This is a genomic window from Candidatus Borkfalkia ceftriaxoniphila, assembly GCF_004134775.1.
Taxonomy (GTDB): domain Bacteria; phylum Bacillota; class Clostridia; order Christensenellales; family Borkfalkiaceae; genus Borkfalkia; species Borkfalkia ceftriaxoniphila.
In genome coordinates this window covers 98,759-117,103 of sequence record NZ_SDOZ01000004.1, presented here as the reverse complement: position 1 = coordinate 117,103, position 18,345 = coordinate 98,759, and the positions used below count along the sequence as shown (strand labels likewise).

At 50.0% G+C, this 18,345-nt stretch carries 11 protein-coding genes; 1 reads left to right on the top strand and 10 read right to left on the bottom strand.

Translation table 11 applies throughout. The features are described 5' to 3' along the window. Window positions 1-48: 48 nt before the first annotated feature. From ESZ91_RS10455 to ESZ91_RS10420, 8 genes are all read right to left on the bottom strand, one after another. On the bottom strand, window positions 49-873 hold the full coding sequence (locus ESZ91_RS10455; RefSeq protein WP_129227120.1) for an amino acid ABC transporter ATP-binding protein: 825 nt from the start codon (window positions 871-873) through the stop codon (window positions 49-51). Between the two features lie 25 nt (window positions 874-898). After that, window positions 899-1,603: an amino acid ABC transporter permease gene (locus ESZ91_RS10450; protein ID WP_129227017.1), complete on the bottom strand. Its 705-nt coding sequence runs from the start codon at window positions 1,601-1,603 to the stop codon at window positions 899-901. A 5-nt stretch (window positions 1,604-1,608) separates the two neighbouring features. Then, window positions 1,609-2,469 (bottom strand): transporter substrate-binding domain-containing protein, encoded by an 861-nt coding sequence (locus ESZ91_RS10445; protein WP_129227015.1) that lies wholly within the window; start codon window positions 2,467-2,469, stop codon window positions 1,609-1,611. Between the two features lie 214 nt (window positions 2,470-2,683). Further along, the gene (locus ESZ91_RS10440; protein ID WP_129227013.1) at window positions 2,684-5,782 is read right to left on the bottom strand and encodes an Ig-like domain-containing protein; all 3,099 of its coding nucleotides are present in this window, start codon (window positions 5,780-5,782) and stop codon (window positions 2,684-2,686) included. Then, window positions 5,779-7,464, bottom strand: coding sequence for a hypothetical protein (locus tag ESZ91_RS10435; protein WP_129227011.1), 1,686 nt, complete (start codon window positions 7,462-7,464; stop codon window positions 5,779-5,781). The genes ESZ91_RS10440 and ESZ91_RS10435 overlap by 4 nt, the downstream gene beginning before the upstream one ends. Further along, window positions 7,448-8,200: an ABC transporter ATP-binding protein gene (locus tag ESZ91_RS10430; protein ID WP_129227009.1), complete on the bottom strand. Its 753-nt coding sequence runs from the start codon at window positions 8,198-8,200 to the stop codon at window positions 7,448-7,450. Before ESZ91_RS10430 ends, ESZ91_RS10435 begins: the two co-directional genes overlap by 17 nt. Before the next feature lie 44 nt (window positions 8,201-8,244). After that, complete coding sequence (locus ESZ91_RS10425) at window positions 8,245-15,168, bottom strand: MBG domain-containing protein (RefSeq protein WP_161971143.1); 6,924 nt, start codon at window positions 15,166-15,168, stop codon at window positions 8,245-8,247. 204 nt (window positions 15,169-15,372) lie between these two features. Beyond that, the gene (locus ESZ91_RS10420) at window positions 15,373-16,056 is read right to left on the bottom strand and encodes an ATP-binding protein (protein WP_129227005.1); all 684 of its coding nucleotides are present in this window, start codon (window positions 16,054-16,056) and stop codon (window positions 15,373-15,375) included. Window positions 16,057-16,145: 89 nt separating this feature from the next. On the opposite strand from ESZ91_RS10420, the gene ESZ91_RS10415 reads away from it, so the two are divergent. Continuing rightward, the gene (locus tag ESZ91_RS10415; protein WP_129227002.1) at window positions 16,146-16,781 is read left to right on the top strand and encodes a Crp/Fnr family transcriptional regulator; all 636 of its coding nucleotides are present in this window, start codon (window positions 16,146-16,148) and stop codon (window positions 16,779-16,781) included. On the opposite strand, the gene ESZ91_RS10410 is transcribed toward ESZ91_RS10415, so the two are convergent. Both ESZ91_RS10410 and ESZ91_RS10405 read right to left on the bottom strand, forming a co-directional pair. Beyond that, entirely contained in the window at window positions 16,778-17,350 is a 573-nt protein-coding gene (locus tag ESZ91_RS10410; RefSeq protein ID WP_129227000.1) for a biotin transporter BioY, read from the bottom strand. The two genes, ESZ91_RS10415 and ESZ91_RS10410, sit on opposite strands and share 4 nt — an antisense overlap. Before the next feature lie 9 nt (window positions 17,351-17,359). Continuing rightward, the gene (locus tag ESZ91_RS10405) at window positions 17,360-18,328 is read right to left on the bottom strand and encodes a biotin--[acetyl-CoA-carboxylase] ligase (RefSeq protein WP_201270905.1); all 969 of its coding nucleotides are present in this window, start codon (window positions 18,326-18,328) and stop codon (window positions 17,360-17,362) included. Window positions 18,329-18,345: the final 17 nt, after the last annotated feature.

The window sequence follows — 18,345 nt, the reverse complement described above, 5'->3', positions numbered from 1 at the left end:
AACCTTTCGCGAAAAAAACCCGCATTCTATCAGAAATGCGGGTTGAATTTAAAGTACTTTGGAGAGAAAATCCTTTAAGCGTTGATTCTGCGGATTCCCGAAAATCTCCGCGGGAGGGCCCTGTTCAACAATCTTGCCCCCGTCCATAAAGAGAACGCGGGTGGCGACCTCGCGCGCAAAACCCATCTCGTGCGTGACGATGACCATGGTCATGCCCTCGTCGGCAAGTTCCTTGATGACTTCGAGCACTTCGCCCACCATTTCCGGATCGAGCGCGCTCGTCGGCTCGTCGAAAAGCATGACTTTTGGGTTCATGGCGAGCGCGCGCACAATGGCGATGCGCTGCCGCTGTCCGCCCGAAAGCGTGGAGGGATATACGTCCGCCTTATCCGAAAGACCGATGCGCTCCAACAGGCGCATGGCGGTCGCCTCGGCGTTTGCTTTCATCTCGCTCACCGTATACGGCAAATCGAGGAGCGGCTTTTTCTCCCTGCGGAATACATTGGCGATCCTCGTAAAGAAATTTTTTCTTTTGACGGTCCGTATCTTCTTTTTGCCGATATGCACGGGCGCCATCGTGATGTTCTTTTTCACGGTCATGTTGTTGAACAGATTAAACTGCTGGAACACCATGCCCATTTTCTGGCGGTGCAGATTGATGTCGACTTTCAAATCGCACAAATCTTCGCCGTCAAAGATGACTTTGCCCGACGTAGGGTCTTCGAGAACGTTCAGACAGCGGAGATAAGTGCTCTTGCCGCTGCCCGAAGGCCCGATGATGCAGACCTTTTCCCCTTCGTACACCGTATCGGAAATATCGTCCAGAACGACTAAATCGCCGAAATGTTTGGAAAGGTGCACAACGTCGATCATATGCTTTTTTTCCGCAGAAACGTTGTCAGCGTTTTCTTTCACTCTTACGCAACCTCCTTTCCACAAAACGGATCAAAACCGTAGCAAGTAAAACAAGAATCAGATAACATACAGCGAGCATCAAATAAGGAACCATATATTCGTATGTTTTACCGGGAATAAGCGTAAACGCCTTTGTAAGATCGACTACGGTGATAAAGCTCGCAACAGAAGTATCTTTCAAAAGCATAATCAATTCATTGCCGAGCGTAGGCAAAACATTTTTTATAGCCTGCGGAAAAACTATGCGCACCATCGTAGACGTATATCCCATACCGAGCGTCCTTCCTGCCTCGTATTGCCCGTTATCCACAGACAATATGCCGCCGCGCATGATCTCCGCAACGTAGGCGCTGCTGTTCATTCCGAACACAAGAACAGCCTCTATCACCGCGTTCAGATTGATGCCTAAAACGGGAAAAACGATATAATGGAAAACAAGCAACTGTACGACGATCGGCGTACCGCGGAATAACGCAGTATAGATATCGCCGATACGCGCAAAAACTTTAGCGATCGTATTCCGATTCTCCGCAACTTTAATAGCGGCAATCAGCGTTCCGATAATGATCCCGATGAAAAGGCCCAAAATGGCGATGATCAGAGTATTTCTCAGCCCGATCAAGATATTGACATATGCTCCGTTAATCAATTCGTCAACGAAGATGTTCCACATTTTCCCAAACGACATACAGATTAACCGTTAATACCCTTTACGACCAATCCGAGCGTAGTACCGTCGGCGACAACGAAATCAATCTTTCCGTTTGACAGATCTTTGACTGCCAAGCCTATGGAATCGTAAGATTTCGCATCTATATTCTTGAATCCGGTAAAGCCGAACCCTTCGTCTCCGACCAAATATAAATATCCCGTCTGCGCTGTAGCTGCGCCCGCCTTTTTGCCTGTCAATTCTTTCAAAATCTTTTCCACATCTTCGACGGTCTTGCAGTTATCAAAAGTCGTGTCGGATTCTTTCACCGCGATCTTCTGCGTGGCCTGGTAATATTCAACGCTGAAATCCAACGTTTTATCTCTTTCTTCGGAGATAGTCAAGCCAGCCATGCAAATATCTGAACTGCCATCCGCTGCGGCAAGAATGGAAGCATCGAAATTCATATTCAAAACGACAAGCGTTTTGCCCATGTATTCCGCCATCATTTTTGCGACATGCATATCGATACCCGCCAATTTAGAACCGTCCATATATTCGAAAGGCGCAAATTCCGCATTGGTCGAAACGACCAATTCTTTGCTCCTGTCTTTGGACACGGTCTGCACAGAGCCGATATCGCCCAATTTTCCGTTTCCTTCCTTTTCGACGATGGAATCCAGCGTGACGCCGTCGATTCCTTCACTGCTCTTGAGCTTGCCCATAAACTCGTTGACTTTGTCCAAAAGTTCTTTGTTACCCTCTTTCACAGCATAAGCATAACTTTCGTCCGTCAGTTTTACGTCGATCACTTTTACATTTTCCGGCGATGCGCAACCGACGATCGCGAAACAGAGTACCGACGCCAATAACGCGGCGATGACAGCCAAAACTACTTTCTTCATTTTTGAACTCCTCTGGTATAAATTTACGGCGCGGAAAAATTTCCGCGCTGTTTTTCAGCATAAAAAACAGTTTTATGATACGGTTTCATTTTATCACGATACGCGCATAAATGCAACTGTTTTGGTTTTGAATTTGAATTATTATGCAACATTTTCATGGAATCATGAATATTTACAGGCGCCCGCATAAGCGGACGCCTGTAATAAACCGAATTTAAAACAACGGAACTGCCTTTACGCCCGCATACTTTATGCCCGCGGCCGTGTCGGACTGCTGTTTTTGATAATTGTTCGCGCTGTCGGATCCGTACATATAAAAACGGAAATCCTGCGTGCCCGCCGCGAGCGGTAAGATCTGTCCCTGATGACCCACGTCGCCCTCCGCGTCCTTCAACACGTCGATATTCACGTAATAACAGGAATAATCGGACAGAGAGGCGATCTGCGACGCCAAAGAAAGTTGCGCGTAATTTTTGCCGCCGCCGTAATAAGCGATGCCGCCGTGCACGTACTGTTTGCCGTCCACGATCTGGATCAGATTTCCGTAGCGCGCGGGATCTTTGCTGCAGACAAAATCGAGCATTGCGCCGATATTGAGTTTCAGATCGGACATTTCTGTGTCGATGAGCGTACTGCTGTCCACAAGGCTCAGATCCTTCCAGTCGTACAGACGCACGTCGCCTTCCAGACGGAGCACGGACGCGAACGACGTGCCGCCCGAACCCGACCAGCCCTCGAAATTCAAGCCCTGATCCGCCGAATCTTTATACAGCACGGTGCCCGAGAAGTTACTTTCCACTCCGACGGTAAAAAGTCCGCTCGTTTCCAGCACGCTGTCCTTTAAGACGACGTCGGTCATGACGTACGTTTTGTAAAAATATTCGTCGTTCAGATATTGGTTGCTCTGCGCGCGGTACGCGTTCCCGTTTTCGTCGAGAAGGTTGGGTTCGATGCACGCCGCAACGTCGGAAGAGAGCGCTTTGCTCGCGCGCAAAGCGCGGTTCGCGCCGATCTTCAACAAAAATTCCCGTCCCTGCGAAATGACGCAGCCTTCGATACGCACGTCGATGCGCTCATTCTCCGCGCCCTTGTTTTCGGAAAGGCTGTCGATGAAATACTTGCTTCCGTCGCGGTTGCCGCCGTATGCGCGCACAACGTTGCGCCCGTTGCGGATGCGGCAGTTCAAAATCTGCGCGTCTGCATTGATCTCCAACGTCGTACCCACGTTGTTCAGATTGGAAAGGTCGTAACCGCCGCCCTCCGTCTGCAAAGATTCGTCGCTGCACCCGAGCAAGGTCACGTTGTACAGCGTGACGCCGTCCGTACGGATAAGGAACGCGGCGTTGTCCTGCCCCGCGACGGAAGCGACCTGCCCGTAACTGACGAAATACAAGGGGCCTCGGAACAGCAGCGGCTGTCCCGTGCCGTCCCTGGCGTTGGTAAAGTATTCGGCATCGATGGAGTATCCGTTGCCGTACACGTCGTTTTTGAATTCAAGAACGTATTTGACGTACGCGTTCTCCTCGGCGTTCGTATTCTTATAGAATTCGATATTGTAGGTTGATTTCATTTTCCCGAGCATGGATTCGCGTTCGGAAAGTGGCAGGACTTCGCCCGCGGCGTTCGTACCGAGTTTGATATTTCCGCCCAAAACCACGGCTTTTCCCGCCTTTGTTTCCTTAAACAACTGCGCGCTCGTCTGCACCTGCACGGCGCGGTGCGCCACGTTAAACGTGACGGTCGCGCGCACGTTTTTGCCGAACGAATCGTTGCCCTGCCACGAGGCGGTCACGGTCACTTCTCCCGTGCCGACGGGGCTCAGCGTCACGCGGTCGTCCGTCACGGACAGTTTCGCCACCCTCTCGTCGGAAACTGTAAAATCCAGATCGGACAGTCCGTCCACGGCCTCGTCCACGTTATAAGCCAATACTTTGAGTTCATAAATATTGGAAACGGTTTTATCGCCCGTACCGTCATAGCGCTCGCCCGCGATCGTCGTGCGCCCCGCCAGCCCAACGCTGCTCTTATCGGTAAACTGCACCGCCGTGACGGAACGCACCGCTTCGATCTCCAGTTCCGCGGGATAAATATCCATCGGCTTATTGTTGCGGTAAGCCTGCGCCTGCAACGTGAACGCAGTGCCCACGCGCGCAGTCAGCGTACAGACGCTGCCGCTATCGTTCTGCGAAAGTTCTATCTGCGCCGCATCCGCCGTATTCGTGACCGACCAACGGTAGGTTATGCCGTTGACGATGACCGACGGCACCGCGTAAAAGGCGACGGGCGTATCCAAAAGTACGGTCGCGCCGTTGCCGCTCTGCACGGGCAACTCCGAACGGAGAGAGAACGCGAAGTCTTCGAACGAAATCCCCACTTCTTCGATTTTTCCGCCCGCGCTCACCGAAACGGTAAACTCGCTGTCGTGCATTTCGGCAAACCGCACGTCGACGCGGTAACGCCCTGCGGAAAGCATCGTCACCTCGCTTTCCGCGACGTTCGCGTTTTCCGCGACCGTAGGTTCGCTGTCCGATTCTACATAGAAACTCGTCTGTTCGCTTTCTTTTTCAAGCGATAACACTTGCCCCGTGCCGCCGTTGACGGTAAAGCCCGATACGGTGGCGGTCTTGGAAACGTCGAGCGTCACCGTCTTGCGGAGATCGCCGCCGAGCCCTCCCTCTACGGTCACCGACAGCACCGTTCTGCCGCTGAAAGGCAAAAGGATCGTCGCCGCTCCTTCGTCGATCTCGGCAAAGCCGCTCAGCACTTGTATCTTCGCCCCCGCAAACCCGCTCGGCACGATCGTCGTCTGAAATCCGAACCGTCCCGAAAACGCTTGCGCAGTATAGCCGCTTTCCGACGACGTCAGAATATTTTCGCGGTCGGCATCGCCGAAAGAAAAGAGAGTAAAATCAAAATCGTAAGGTTTCGAAGAACCGACGATCACCGTCAGAGAATCGGTGTAACCGCCGTCTTTGCTTACGGCCACGACGCGCGCCGAACCAGCGCTCTTGGCGATCAGCGTTCCGTCTTCTTTCACGGAAACGTCGGCAAATTCGCTGCCTTCCACTTCTTCCACGCGGAAAGAATATTCTTTGTTGCTCGCGTTGGCGGGGCGCACTTCCGCGCTCAGGCGAGTATCGTTATTATAACTCGCAAGATCCAGGCGAAGAGTATCGTGTTCGGGTTTTTCCAGAATTTCGATGCCGCTCGCCGAAACGGACACGCCCAGACTCGCCACGTTGCCCGAAGAAAACACGACGAATATGAAGAGCAACGGCAAGACAAGCATCAATGCAATGACATTTTTTCTCATAGCAGGCCTCCGCCGCTGAACTCGTAATATTTTTTACCGAGTTTGCGGACGAGATAATAGTAAGCGAGCGCCGCCGCGCACAAAGACACGACGCCGACGATCAAATAAGTGATATATTCGCCGTTCCAACCGCGCAGGGTGAAGAGCATACGAATGAGCAGCACTGCGCCGCCGATCAGGAACGAGGCGAGCATGCCGAGCACGATGATCGTACTGACGGTATTGCCCGATTCCTTGATCTCGCCGTCTTCTTCCGTGGAAAATTTGGCATGGTTGAAATCCGAACGCGTGGCAAAGCAGATCTGCGCGAAACTGCACAGCATTCCCGCGGCGAATAAAAACAAGGCGATCCATAGACTTAAGTATCCCGTTGCAAACAGCAAAAGCGCCGAGATCGCCTGCGAGTACGCAGTCACGACCATACACAGAAAAACTTTGGAAAAGAATACGGATTTATAACTGACGGGCATGGCTTTCACGGAATAAAACATGGCGCCGTCGCGGCTGATATTTGTGGTACAGAATACGTTGGTGAGCGAACCGAACAAGAGCGTCAAAAATATTGCCAGTTCCACGTTGCAGTTTACGCCGATCAGTTTGACGACGAGCGAAGCCCCTACCGACATACAGAAATATACCATCATCGGCATGATCACCGCCACCGAAAAATAAGAAAACATATAGGACGGCGTGCGGAAGATCTGCAAAAACTCCTTTTTCACGAGCGCGGAAAAGGTCGTTCTGCGTTGCGTCAGTTTACGTTTGGGATAAATAAAGTTTTCTCCGCCCGCAATGCGCGACTGCAACGCGCGGGTCAGGATGGCGCGGATCATGGTCATCGACAGGATCAGGCAGACGATGAGCATGATCAAAATGCCCAGCCCGCTGAATAAACGCTCGCGTTTGAGCATGAAATTGGCGAGCCATTTGCCCGGATAGAGAACGTTCGCAAACGATTGCAGGAAATCCATCACCCGTTCATTGAAGAAATATTTCAACTCGTCGCCGAGCAGCATTTCTTTCACTGCGCCGAGCAGCATGGCGTACAGGTAGAACAACGCCGCGGTGATCGCCGTGACGATGATAAAATTCAAAAGAAAGCGAGGTTTCAAAAACTGTTTGACCGCATTGTACGGCAGCGCCAGAAGCGAGGCGACCGCAATGGAAATGAGCGGCAGGAGCACGCAGGCAGCGGCAGTCATCAGATAATACCAGGCGGGCTGCGGAGAATGCACCGCGATCGTGATGTTGACGGGCAAAATCGTCAAAAGCGCGAATAATATCTGTCCCGCATAAATGGTCAAAAGTTTGGAAACATACAGCGTCTTTGCGCCGACGGGCATGGCGGAAAATAATTTCATATCGTCCGCGTCAAACAGCGCGCGGTTGATCTGCGAAACGCCGCCGATGACCATAAAAATCAGAATCGCGGTATACGCGATGCTCAAAAGTTCGTAGAGCCGCGCGGTGGGATTGTAAACGCCGTCCGTCTTGATCGAAAGATAAATATCGGAAAATTTTCCGAAAAATATTGCAAATATCACTAAAAAAGCGGCGGTCAGCAAAATGCGCAGCGTAAAGCCGACCGCGTCGAAATTGCCCTTTTTGAACGAGGAGGCGCGTTCTTGCCGCTGCTTGCGAAGGAGTGCTTTGAGGAGCGAAACGTCAATTTTGTCTTTCATTTTGTAAAAAGTACTCCTCGAAATCAAAATAAGGATCGCGCGCGATGATTTCTTTTACGTTGATATCGGAAATTTGTTTGCCCTTTCTGATCAGCACGACGCGGTCGCAAAGTTTTGCGACCGTGTTGAGCGCGTGCGAAGAAAAGATAATGCAGTTGCCCGCCTTGGCGTAGCCGCGCATAAAATCCTGCACGGCGCGCATAGTGCGGGGATCCAGTCCCGTCATCGGTTCGTCCAATATCCACAGTTTGGGCGCGTGAATGAGCGAAGCCATCATGCAGATCTTCTGGCGCATTCCGTGCGAATAAGAGGACACGAGGTTGTTGATCGCGTCCCCCAACTGAAAAACCTGTTCGAGCGCATCGAGGCGCTCTTTGCGAAGTTTCGTGGACACTTTGTAGACGTCCGCCATAAACGAAACGTATTGAATGCCAGTCATTTTCACGAACACGGCGTGATTATCGGTGACAAATCCCATGTTCATTTTGGCTTTCACGGGTTCCTTTTTGATATCGTAACCCGAGATCGAGATGCTGCCTTTTTCAAAAGGCAGCATCCCCTCCAGACATTTCAGCGTGGTAGACTTCCCTGCGCCGTTGTGGCCCAAAAGCCCCACGATCTCTCCCTCGTGACAAGAAAACGTCACGTTTTCGATCGCATAATCCGCTTTTTTCGAGTACTTTTTATACAAGCCCTGAATTTGCACGACCGCGGGCGAGTTGTTTTTTTGTTCCATATTCTTCCTCTTTCCTATTTTTGTAAATTATTCGTTTTACTGCCTTATACAGCGACTACCCAGCCGCTTTCGGTGTAGGTGTAGGTTTTGCCGACTTCGAACGATGCCGAATATTCGCCGTTGAAATTGCCATTCAAAATGAAATTTGTTGTAAAATAATCAATTGCACCAGATTTACTATAATCTTCTTGAATTGAATAAGTCAATACAGAGGTAGTCCCTATGCTGATTTTTGCATCTTTTTCCGCTGAAAGTGCTACAGCAAAATAAGCATTTTCGCAAACGATTAATTCGCCTTTAATAATAACTCTTGCAGGAGTAGTTGCGTTGTATGCAAACACAGGTTTTGTTCTATAAACATTCGGCATATTTAAACATGGATAATCTTTTACGTTGCCCAATTCCCCATCTTGCCATTGCATTACCTTATTATCGGCAAACGTATAATTGTCATTGCCATATGCAGATAAACCGCCAGCCGAATTCTCACCTTTTCCTGCAATAACTAATTTTGCTTCTTTTTCTACAGTCAAATCCATGCCTGGTAGCATTTTAATTTGCACGCCTTGTGATATTGTCGTTGTTCCAGAGGAGATAATTATATTGAAATTACCGGGGACAGGAACTTGTAGCTTTGAAGTATCCATGCTTAATAAACCATCAAGGCTTAATGTTAAATTATTTAATGCGGCATCCCCATGGATATCAAATGTAATTTCACCATTTTCTTCATTTAGCGATTTAAAAACACTACCACTCGATAACTGTATAAATGCTTTATTTGTGGTTGAAACAAAAGAAACATCTGCATTCACATCTTTTTCTGTTAAGAAAGGTTTTCCTGTTACAAAAGCTCGTGCAATATAGTTTGCACCGAATTGTATTTCTGTATTGCAAATAATACTGGACATTGAATATTGATTTATAGGAAAAACTTTTGATCTTAAAGATAAAGATATAGATATAGTCCCTCCTTTATAACCTACAAGATTGAAAGGTTCAACCATATTCGCGCCCGATTTAACTACTATATTTCCACTTCCATAAGCAAATCCCATGCATTCAAACGAAGCACCTGTTTCAAAATTGATGACTGCATGATCTTTAACTTCCATTTGTCCGAAATAATTACCTTTGGGCGTTGATGTAGTAGGATTGGACGCTGTAACCATTTTAGCATTTACAATAAGCTTTCCGTATACTGTTAAATTTGTATTCTCCGAAACCGTTAACGTGACAAACGCAGTTTTACCTACTGCAACCCAAGTCCTTTCAACATCTTTCGTATTCGTACTATAATTCGCATCATACGGCACAAGCAAGGTAACCCCTGCTTTCACTTCGTAGTTTGTAGCGGAGTACAAATCGGTAAATTTAGCGAGGGTTTCCGCAGAGGCGAAAGCCGTATCGTGCTTGACGATAACGGTGCCCTCCGTAGCCGCCTCGAGCGCATCTTCGATCGTGTAGAGTGTATCACCTACGCCGACCGATTTCAGTTTGAAATACGTTTCGGTTTCTTGTTCGGTCAACTCGAAATATTGATTTTCCGCATCATATGCCAAAGCGTATAATACAAAATAGGTGGAACCGATATCAAAATTCGCGTTTGTAGTAACAGTGAATTTAAGATTTAAATATGCGATTTCTTCCTCACTCAAAACGCGTTCCTCGCCCAAAATCCGATATGTGGGTTCGGGAAGAGCCTTTACCTCGAAATCCGCTTCAAGCGGATCGACGGCAATGGTCACTTTTTCGCGGCGGGCGTTGATCGTGATTTTCAAGGCAAAATCGTTGTAATTTTTCGGATCGGCGTTATAAACGGCGTCGTACTGATTGTTGCCCAAAACCAATTCACGCGAAGGCTCTTTCCAAGTAAAATATTCGTCCAATGTAATGCTTTCGAGCGTTTTTCCGACGCCCATGACTTCGGAAATTTCGGGGTGCGTCTTACCTTCGTAATCGGCTTTATGCACCGTGATCGTGATATCTTGCGTTTCACCGAAATAATTCTTTCCTTCCGATAAAGTCAACGTTATGACGAACGAACCGCCATCGGGAACGTCGGTAAATTTATTCTTCGTATTGCTCCGATTGCCGTCCCCCGTCCATTTCACGCCGCTAAGGTCTACGACCTGCTCCGCGCCGTTATAGGTATAATCCGTTTGCACAGCGGAAGTATCGATCGTGCCCTGCGCCTTGGTTATAGTAATAGTATATACGTCATTGACGCTTTTATAATTTGATCCGGAAACGGTATACGTGATCTCGTACGTACCCGCATCCGCAAAGGCAGGCGTCCCCTCGAAAGGTTTTCCGTTTACTGTATACGTGACGGTTAACTGATCGTCTACGTTGCCCGTAACCGTTATGCCCTCGCCGAATTCGGCACCGTCGTAAGTTTTATTCTGATTCCCCGGATTTGTCACCGTCAGTTCTTTGGGTGCGATGGTGACGGTATAGGAGCCGCTCTTTTCAATGTAATTCGCACCGAAAACGCGATAACCGACCGTATAACTGCCTGCGTCGGTAAACTGCGGCACGGTATCCGATTTCTTGTCACTATACGTATATTCTATCGTATAACCAGCATCCAAAGCCTCGACCGTCACGCCGTTGCCCTGCTTCTGCGCGTTAAAGGTAAAGTTATTTTCCTGCGGCGTGACCGTCAATTCCGCTTTATGGACGATGACCTCTATCGTTGCGGTCGCGTCCGCATAGTTGTCCGTTCCCGCGACAGTGAGCGTAATGGTATGCGTGCCCGCATTTATGAAAGCATGATCGCCCCAAGTCACCTCGCCGAAAGCCGCTTTCACATCGTTCAAATCAATAACGTGTTCTGCGCCGTCGTACGTCCATTCCGTACCCGTAACGGAAGAAACGTCGATCGAGTTGGGTGCTTTGGTAACGGAAAGATCATAAGTTCCGTTCGCATCGTTATAATTATCATTGCCCGTAACGGTATAATGCACCGTCACCGACTCGACGTTTGTCAGAACGGGCACGGCAGGGTTGCCGCCATATAAAACGGTGAAGTTATCTTCCCCGAATGCAGTTACGGAAATGCCTTTGCCCTGCGCGCTGCCGGTGTAAACGTACGATTGGTTTTCCGCCACGATTTCATAGTCTGCTTTGGCGACTTTTACCGTGACTTCGACGGAAACCGCCTTATAATTTTCGCTTTCCGCGACGGACAGCGTAACGGTATATTCGCCCGCGTCTTTAAATACGGTTTCGCCGCTGACGGCGACGGTGCCGTTGGTCGCGGTCGCCTTAGAAAAATCTACCGTATGATCTTGCCCGTTATAGGTAAATTCCGTTGCGCCGATCCCGGAGTAATCGATGTGATTTTCAGCCTTTAGTATCGTTACTTCGAAATCTCCGTCTACAGGAACGTAATTTTCCGCAGAAACTTTGTAGGAAATCTTATACGTGCCCGCATCGGTCAACGAGGGAACGGCAGTCGTAAATTCACCATCGTTTATACTGTACTCGACCGCAGCGGCGACGCCTTGAACGGTCACCTCGAATTCGTGCGCTTTGCCGTCGTATGTTTTCGTTGTTTCGGACGGTTCGAGAATGACTCCGTCGCCAAAGTTCGAATCCACTAATGTGACTTTTAAATTGTATGAAATTTCAAAATCGGCTGTGACGTCGGTATTCTGATAAAAAATTTGGTATGAACCGCTTTCCCATTCGAAATGTTGCGCAAAACTGCTTTCGTCGGTCGCCATATAGGTTCCCTGTTTTGTCGATTTCAGCCGCACGATGCCCTCGAATACGAAAGGCGAGCCTTCCGCAAACCGCGGCCCGAACGTCCATTTGATCCCGCTCTTCTGATTATCCGAACGTTCGACCGCGAAAACCTGTTTTTCCACGGTAAACGATGCCGAATCTATGGTGATATCATAATTCTCGTTGAAAAGATTTTCAATGGTCGCGGTATATTCGCCTGCGTTAAATAAAGCGGCGGGCGTATAGGCTGCGCCGTCCTTGGTATAAACGATGGTCATGTCGCCGAGTATGCTTTCGGGTTCGTCGAACGCGAGCGCCGAAACGGAATGCGAAACAATTACCTCGTCGCCGAAAGTATAAACGTCGCGTTCAGCGGACACTGTAACGGTCACTTCTTTCGGAGCGACGGTAAAGCCGATTCCGCTCATCTCGATGTCATAATTTTCCGCAGTAAATCCGACGGCTTTTGCCGTGTAATTGCCGACGATGAATTTTTCGTCTTCGTACGGAGATTCGTCGCGTGATACGGAAAGAGAGCCACCCACCAGGACTTTTTCATCTTCGTCATATGCGAATTTGCCGAAAACAAATTTTAGTTCGGGCGTTTCGCCGTAAATATATCTTTCTTTGTCCGCCTTTACGTCGATCGTCAAAGACTTTTTCGAAACGGTCAACTCCGCGGTCTCAACGTGTACGTTATAATCGGGAAGTTCCAGCCCCTCCAAAGAAACTACGTATTTGCCGACGGCGAGTTGCGAGCCGTCGAAGGACTGATCGCCTTGCGCATACGCGAATACGACGTTCTTCGTCTGTTCCTCCTCTTCCGACTCCGAAATAAAGCCTTCGTAAGCGACGCTCGCCTCGGGCAGATCGCCGTAAGTCAGAGAAGACTGTCTGAGACTCACCGTCGCGGTAAGGTCTTTTTTGATAACGGTAAACGGCGTTTTATTGACCAATATATCATAATTTTCGGATTGCGCCTCGACGGTCGCGATATAGTTGCCGACATGGAAAACATTGTCCGAAACAACAACGCCCTCGGAATTTTTGAATACGGCGCGGGGATTGCCGATATCGCTCATATTTTCCCCGTAGACGAAACCTTCGTACGTAATTTTCTCCACGGGTTTTTCGCCGTAAACGAGAGAAGTTTTTTCCACGCTTACATTGAGCGTGAGATCTTTTTTCGCAACTTCGAAGTTTTCCGCGGCTGCAAATGCGATGGCATAATTTTCCGACGTCAGCCCGCTCACGGAAACGGTATAACTGCCTGCAACAAAACGCGCGGAGAAATCATGCACTTCGCCGTCTTTGGTGTAAGCGTACACGGCTGTGCCCGAAAGCACGTTTTCGTTTTCGCCCTCGATAAATCCGTCGTACGTAATTTCAGGGTTCGGCTTTTCTCCGTATACGATCGAGGGGACCTTCACGCCGATCTGCAAATCCGCCTTTTCGATGGTAAATTCTGCGGCATCGACGTTCAGTTCATAATTTTCGTTCGCGGCAAAACGCGCGTTCACTACGTATTTGCCCGCGCCGAACAGACCGTTCGGCAGATAAGCCTCACCGTCTTTTGTAAAGGTATATTCGGGAACGAACAGAGATTCATCCTCTTTTAAAATTCCCGTAAATTTTACGTTACATTCGGGATCTGTTCCGTAAATGCCGCCCTTTGCGGTAAGCACAGCCCTCGCTTCGCGTTTGGAAACGATAAAGGATGCGGCTCTCGCATAGGAAATGTTATAATTCTCCGAGGTGAATCCCTGCACCGAAACGGTATATTCGCCCGCGCCGAACAAGCCTTCCGCCGTGAAAGGTTTGCCGTTTTTCGTATAGGAATATTCTGCCGCGCCGCCGAGCGAAGTTTCACCGTCGCCGTTCGCAAATCCGTCGAAACTCAAATCTAAAATCAATAAGATATCAGAAATTTCGCCGTAGACGAAATTTTCCGCGCTCACCGTAACGGTGAGATCTTTGGGCGTAACTGTCAGAGTCGCCGCCGTGACGTTAAGCACATAATTATCGGGTTCCGCAAATTCCGCGACGACGGAATACGTACCGACGCCGAGTTTATTGCCCGCAACGGGGATGCCGTCTTTCTCGGTATAAGTATAACGAGGGTGCAGATCCAAACTCGTTTGGCTGTCCTCGTATTGAAAATCGCCGTACGTGACGAAAGGCGCGCTTGCCGTACCGTAAACGACGCTGTCGGCGCCGAGTCCGACGGTGACGGAAAGCGCCGCTTTTTCCACGGTCACCGTTTTCGAAAATTCCTGCGTGTCGGTCAAGACGTTCTCGCCGTACACCGCGGTGACGGTTACGGAAAGTTCGTATTCGCCCGCATTGCGGAGCGTGAATTTTTCTTGGGCGGAACCGTCGTTCCACACAAATGTATAGACGATGCTTTCCTCTTCGGTATTTTTCAAATCCGAAACAAGAGCGAAATCGTCCCCTTTTCCGTAAATGAGATCGCCCTCGGTCGAAATCTCCGCGCCGGAAAAATCGACGCTGTATTTCGCGAAAATCTCCGCGTTATCGGCGGGCATTTTATCGCCCGTTTCGACGGGGGTATCGTAATTTTTATCCCAATACCAACCCTCGAATACGAACACGGGATCGACGCCTTCGGGTTCGGTCAAAGCGAGCGCGGATTCAAATTCGACGCTCTCGTCTTTCGTTTCGCCCAAAACATTTCTGGTGAGCCGATAATGATTTTTCGTATATAGCGCGGTTATGACCGTCTTGCTCGTAATGCTCGTGTGCGGTTTATCCCATTTCTCGAAAGTATATCCCGGATGTTCGGGCGGCGTAGGCAGAGTTGCGTCTTCACCCTCTTTGACTTTCTGATCTTCGCCGATCTTTTCGCCCGTGACGCCGTCTTTGAAAGACACGCTGAAATATACGTCTTCGGGGTCTTTTTCTTCGCGGGAAAATACCGCATAAAACGTGACGTCGCCGACGACGATGTGACTCTCGACGGGCTTTGCGTCCTCGCCTTCGGTAAGGCTCCAACCTTTAAACGTATACGTGTACGTTTCGTCGTCCTCTTTCGTCGGAGGTGTTTCGGGAAAAACGACGCGGCTGCCCAATGCGGCGTCCGCCGAATCATACTCCTCCCCTTCGCTGATAAACGTGACTTTATAAGTTTTGCCTACGATATTTGCGTCAATGCAACCCGTCAACAAAAAGGCAAAACCCAAAGCCAGCAATGCAGCCAATAACCATCTTTTTTTCATCATTGCTCCTTTTTTCGCGTGCAAAACAGACCGAAAAAACTGATTTCTTTTCAATCATTTTTCCCGGTCCGTTTTGTTCTGCAATTTCAGTTGTTCAATTTATACCATACTTTACGCCAAAAAGCAAGCGGATGATCCTCAAATTCGACAAATCGTGACTTTTTTCACGGAATTCTCATTCACATAATTACAAAAATTGGGAAATCATTTTTTGAACACCTTTCCGTCCGTCGAGACGATATAAACTTCAAAAGGAATATTTTTCCCGCTATTTTCCAGCGCCGCGCAAAGAGCGCTCTCCATTTTGCCGCAGCACGGCACTTCCATACGGACAAGAGTGAGGCTCAGAATATCGTTCGCCTTTAAGATCTCCGACAGTTTTTCGGAATAATCCGCCATATCCAGTTTGGGACAGCCGACGAGTGTGACGCGGCCGCGGATAAATCTGCCATGAAAATCGCCGCAGGCGTACGCGGTGCAGTCTGCCGCGACGAGAAGGCGGGCGCCTTGAAAATAGGGCGCGTTGACAGAGACGAGTTTGATCTGCACGGGCCATTGCGAAAGTTCGCTCCGTGCTTCGTTAGCCGTTTCGGGCGCGCTCCTGCGTTCGATCTTTTTCGATTGCGCGGACGGACAGCCGCACGGCAGCGTCTGCGTTTTTGCGCGCGCCACTGCCGCCGCGTCATAGGCGGGCGCCTCGCGCGTTTCAAACGAGATGGCGTTCGCGGGGCAAGCGGGCAGGCAATCGCCGAGCCCGTCGCAATAATCTTCACGCAAAAGTTTTGCCTTGCCGCCGGCCATGCCGATGGCGCCTTCATGGCACGCCGCCGCGCACAGACCGCAGCCGTTACATTTTTCTTCGTCTATTTTTATAATTTTCCGAATCATAAAAAAAATACCTCCTTGACTTTACGCATGAATTATACTATACTTTTTGCATAAAATACGTTGTAACGACAACGGATTGGAGAGAAATCATGAAAAATTTCCATCAAAACTGCCCTCTCTTTCGGAATCTCGAAAATGAAGACAGCGCGCTTGCAGCACTGTGCGCGCGCAATAAGAATTATGAAAAGGGCGAATTTTTATTGCACGCGGGAGAGCCGACGCGCGAATTCGGTATATTGACGAGGGGTACCGCGCATATCGTGCGCGAGGACGAAGAGGGAAATCCCGTGCTCGTGGCGGAACTCGGAAGCGGCGAACTGTTCGCCGAAGCGTTCGCGCTCGTCGGAACGCCTTTGGCCGTGAGCGTGATAGCGGCGTCCGATTGCGAGGCGCTGTGGCTCCGCGCGCAAAAATTTGCCGACGCCGACGCAAATTTACAGCCCGTAGCCGCCAATCTGTTACAGATCCTCGCGCAAAAGAGCGTCGCGCTGACGGAACGCGTGGAGTGCCTGTCCAGGCGGACGCTGCGCGGGAAAGTGCTCTGCTATTTAAAAAAGGAATCCGAGCGCATAGGCTCGGATTCCTTTACGATCCCTTTCGACAGGCAGGCGCTCGCCGACTTTTTGGGAACGGACAGAAGCGCGCTTTCCGCCATGCTGTCAAAATTGCAGCGGGAAGGCGCGCTCGAATTTCATAAAAATCGATTTCGGCTCAAAAATATTTAATCGGCGCGGAAATTTTTATTGACGATCGGCAAAAGTTTTTTGGCGAGCAGCGCCGCCAGAACGCAGAGCACGATATCCTTGAAAATATACAAAATATTGTACGTCCAAAGCGCCGCCCAGACACCCGAAGCGTGCATATAAAAACGCCATATACAGCAAAAGTAGATCGTGCCGAACAGATAGTCTGCGAACATCGCCGCGAGAGAGGCAAAGATCATGCGCCGGAACGACGGCATATTGTTCCGATGCGCGATCGCGCCCGCCGTTGCCGCGGCAGCGACAAAACCTAAGATATAACCGAAAGTGAGTTCCATCACATACCAGTATCCGCCCCCTTTCGTGAATACGGGCACGCCGACGAGCCCCAGCATAAGATAACAGAGCATGGACAGCGCGCCGTATTTCCAGCCGAGCAACAGCCCCGCGAGCACGCATATCACCGTCTGAAAACTCAGAGGCACGGGCCAGAACGGAATTTTTATGTAGGCCGCCACAGTCATGAGCACTACGAAGATCGCGCATTTCGCCAATTCCTGCGCGGCAGATACTTTCTTTTCAGATGTTTCCACAAAGCCTCCTTATTGTATCTTTACGCTGACTTCGCCCGAAGAGAGCGGGCACTCTCTCCCGTCCGCAAAACGCACGCGCAGATAACAGTTTTCGTCGATATCCAGAACTTCCGCTTCGCCCGATTCCCCGCCCGTAACGAGCACGGTTTTACCGATGAGAATGCTTCGGCGCTTATATTCGGGATAAAAGGCGCGCACGGGAATATTTTCATAATAATATCGGAACCGTTCCAGAATACAGGCGACGAGTTTTGCGCGCGTATCGCCCGAACATTCGCCGTCGGGATAGAGCGCCGCAGCGACGTTTGCAAGTTCCGCAGGGAACGCCTGTGTTTTGACGTTGATCCCGAACCCGAGCACCGCGTATTCAAGCCCGCCGTTTTCCACGCTGAAAGACGCTTCGGTGAGGATACCGCAAACTTTTTTGCCCGATACGAACACGTCGTTCACCCACTTGATGTCCGCCGACCGTCCCGTTACGCGCTCGATGCCCTCCGCCACGGCGACCGCCGCGCAGGTGGTGATGAACAGCGTTTCCGCCGCCGTGTATCCGGGACGGAGCACGACACTGCAATAGATGCCCGCCCCCCTCGGCGAGTAAAAAGAACGCGCGAAACGCCCTCTCCCCGCGCTCTGCTCTTCGGACAGGATCACCGTCCATTCTTTCGCGCCGCCGAGCGCGAGTTTTTTCGCCGCGTCGTTGGTCGACGTCACTTTTTTTTCCACGATCACGTCGAAATCATGCGTCAGAAAACGCTGCACCGACGGGGCGGTCAAAACATCGGAATCCTCTTCGAGAAGATAGCCCCGATTGGTCGCGGCATGGATGGCGTGCCCTTCCGCTTTGAGCCCCTTCACCGCCTTCCACACCGCCGCGCGCGAAACGCCCAACTCATCCGCCAACTCCTCTCCCGAAACGCTTTCCCCGCGCCTTTTTTCCAATACTTTTAAAACATCCTGTTTTACACTCATGTCCATGATTTTATCATATCGCG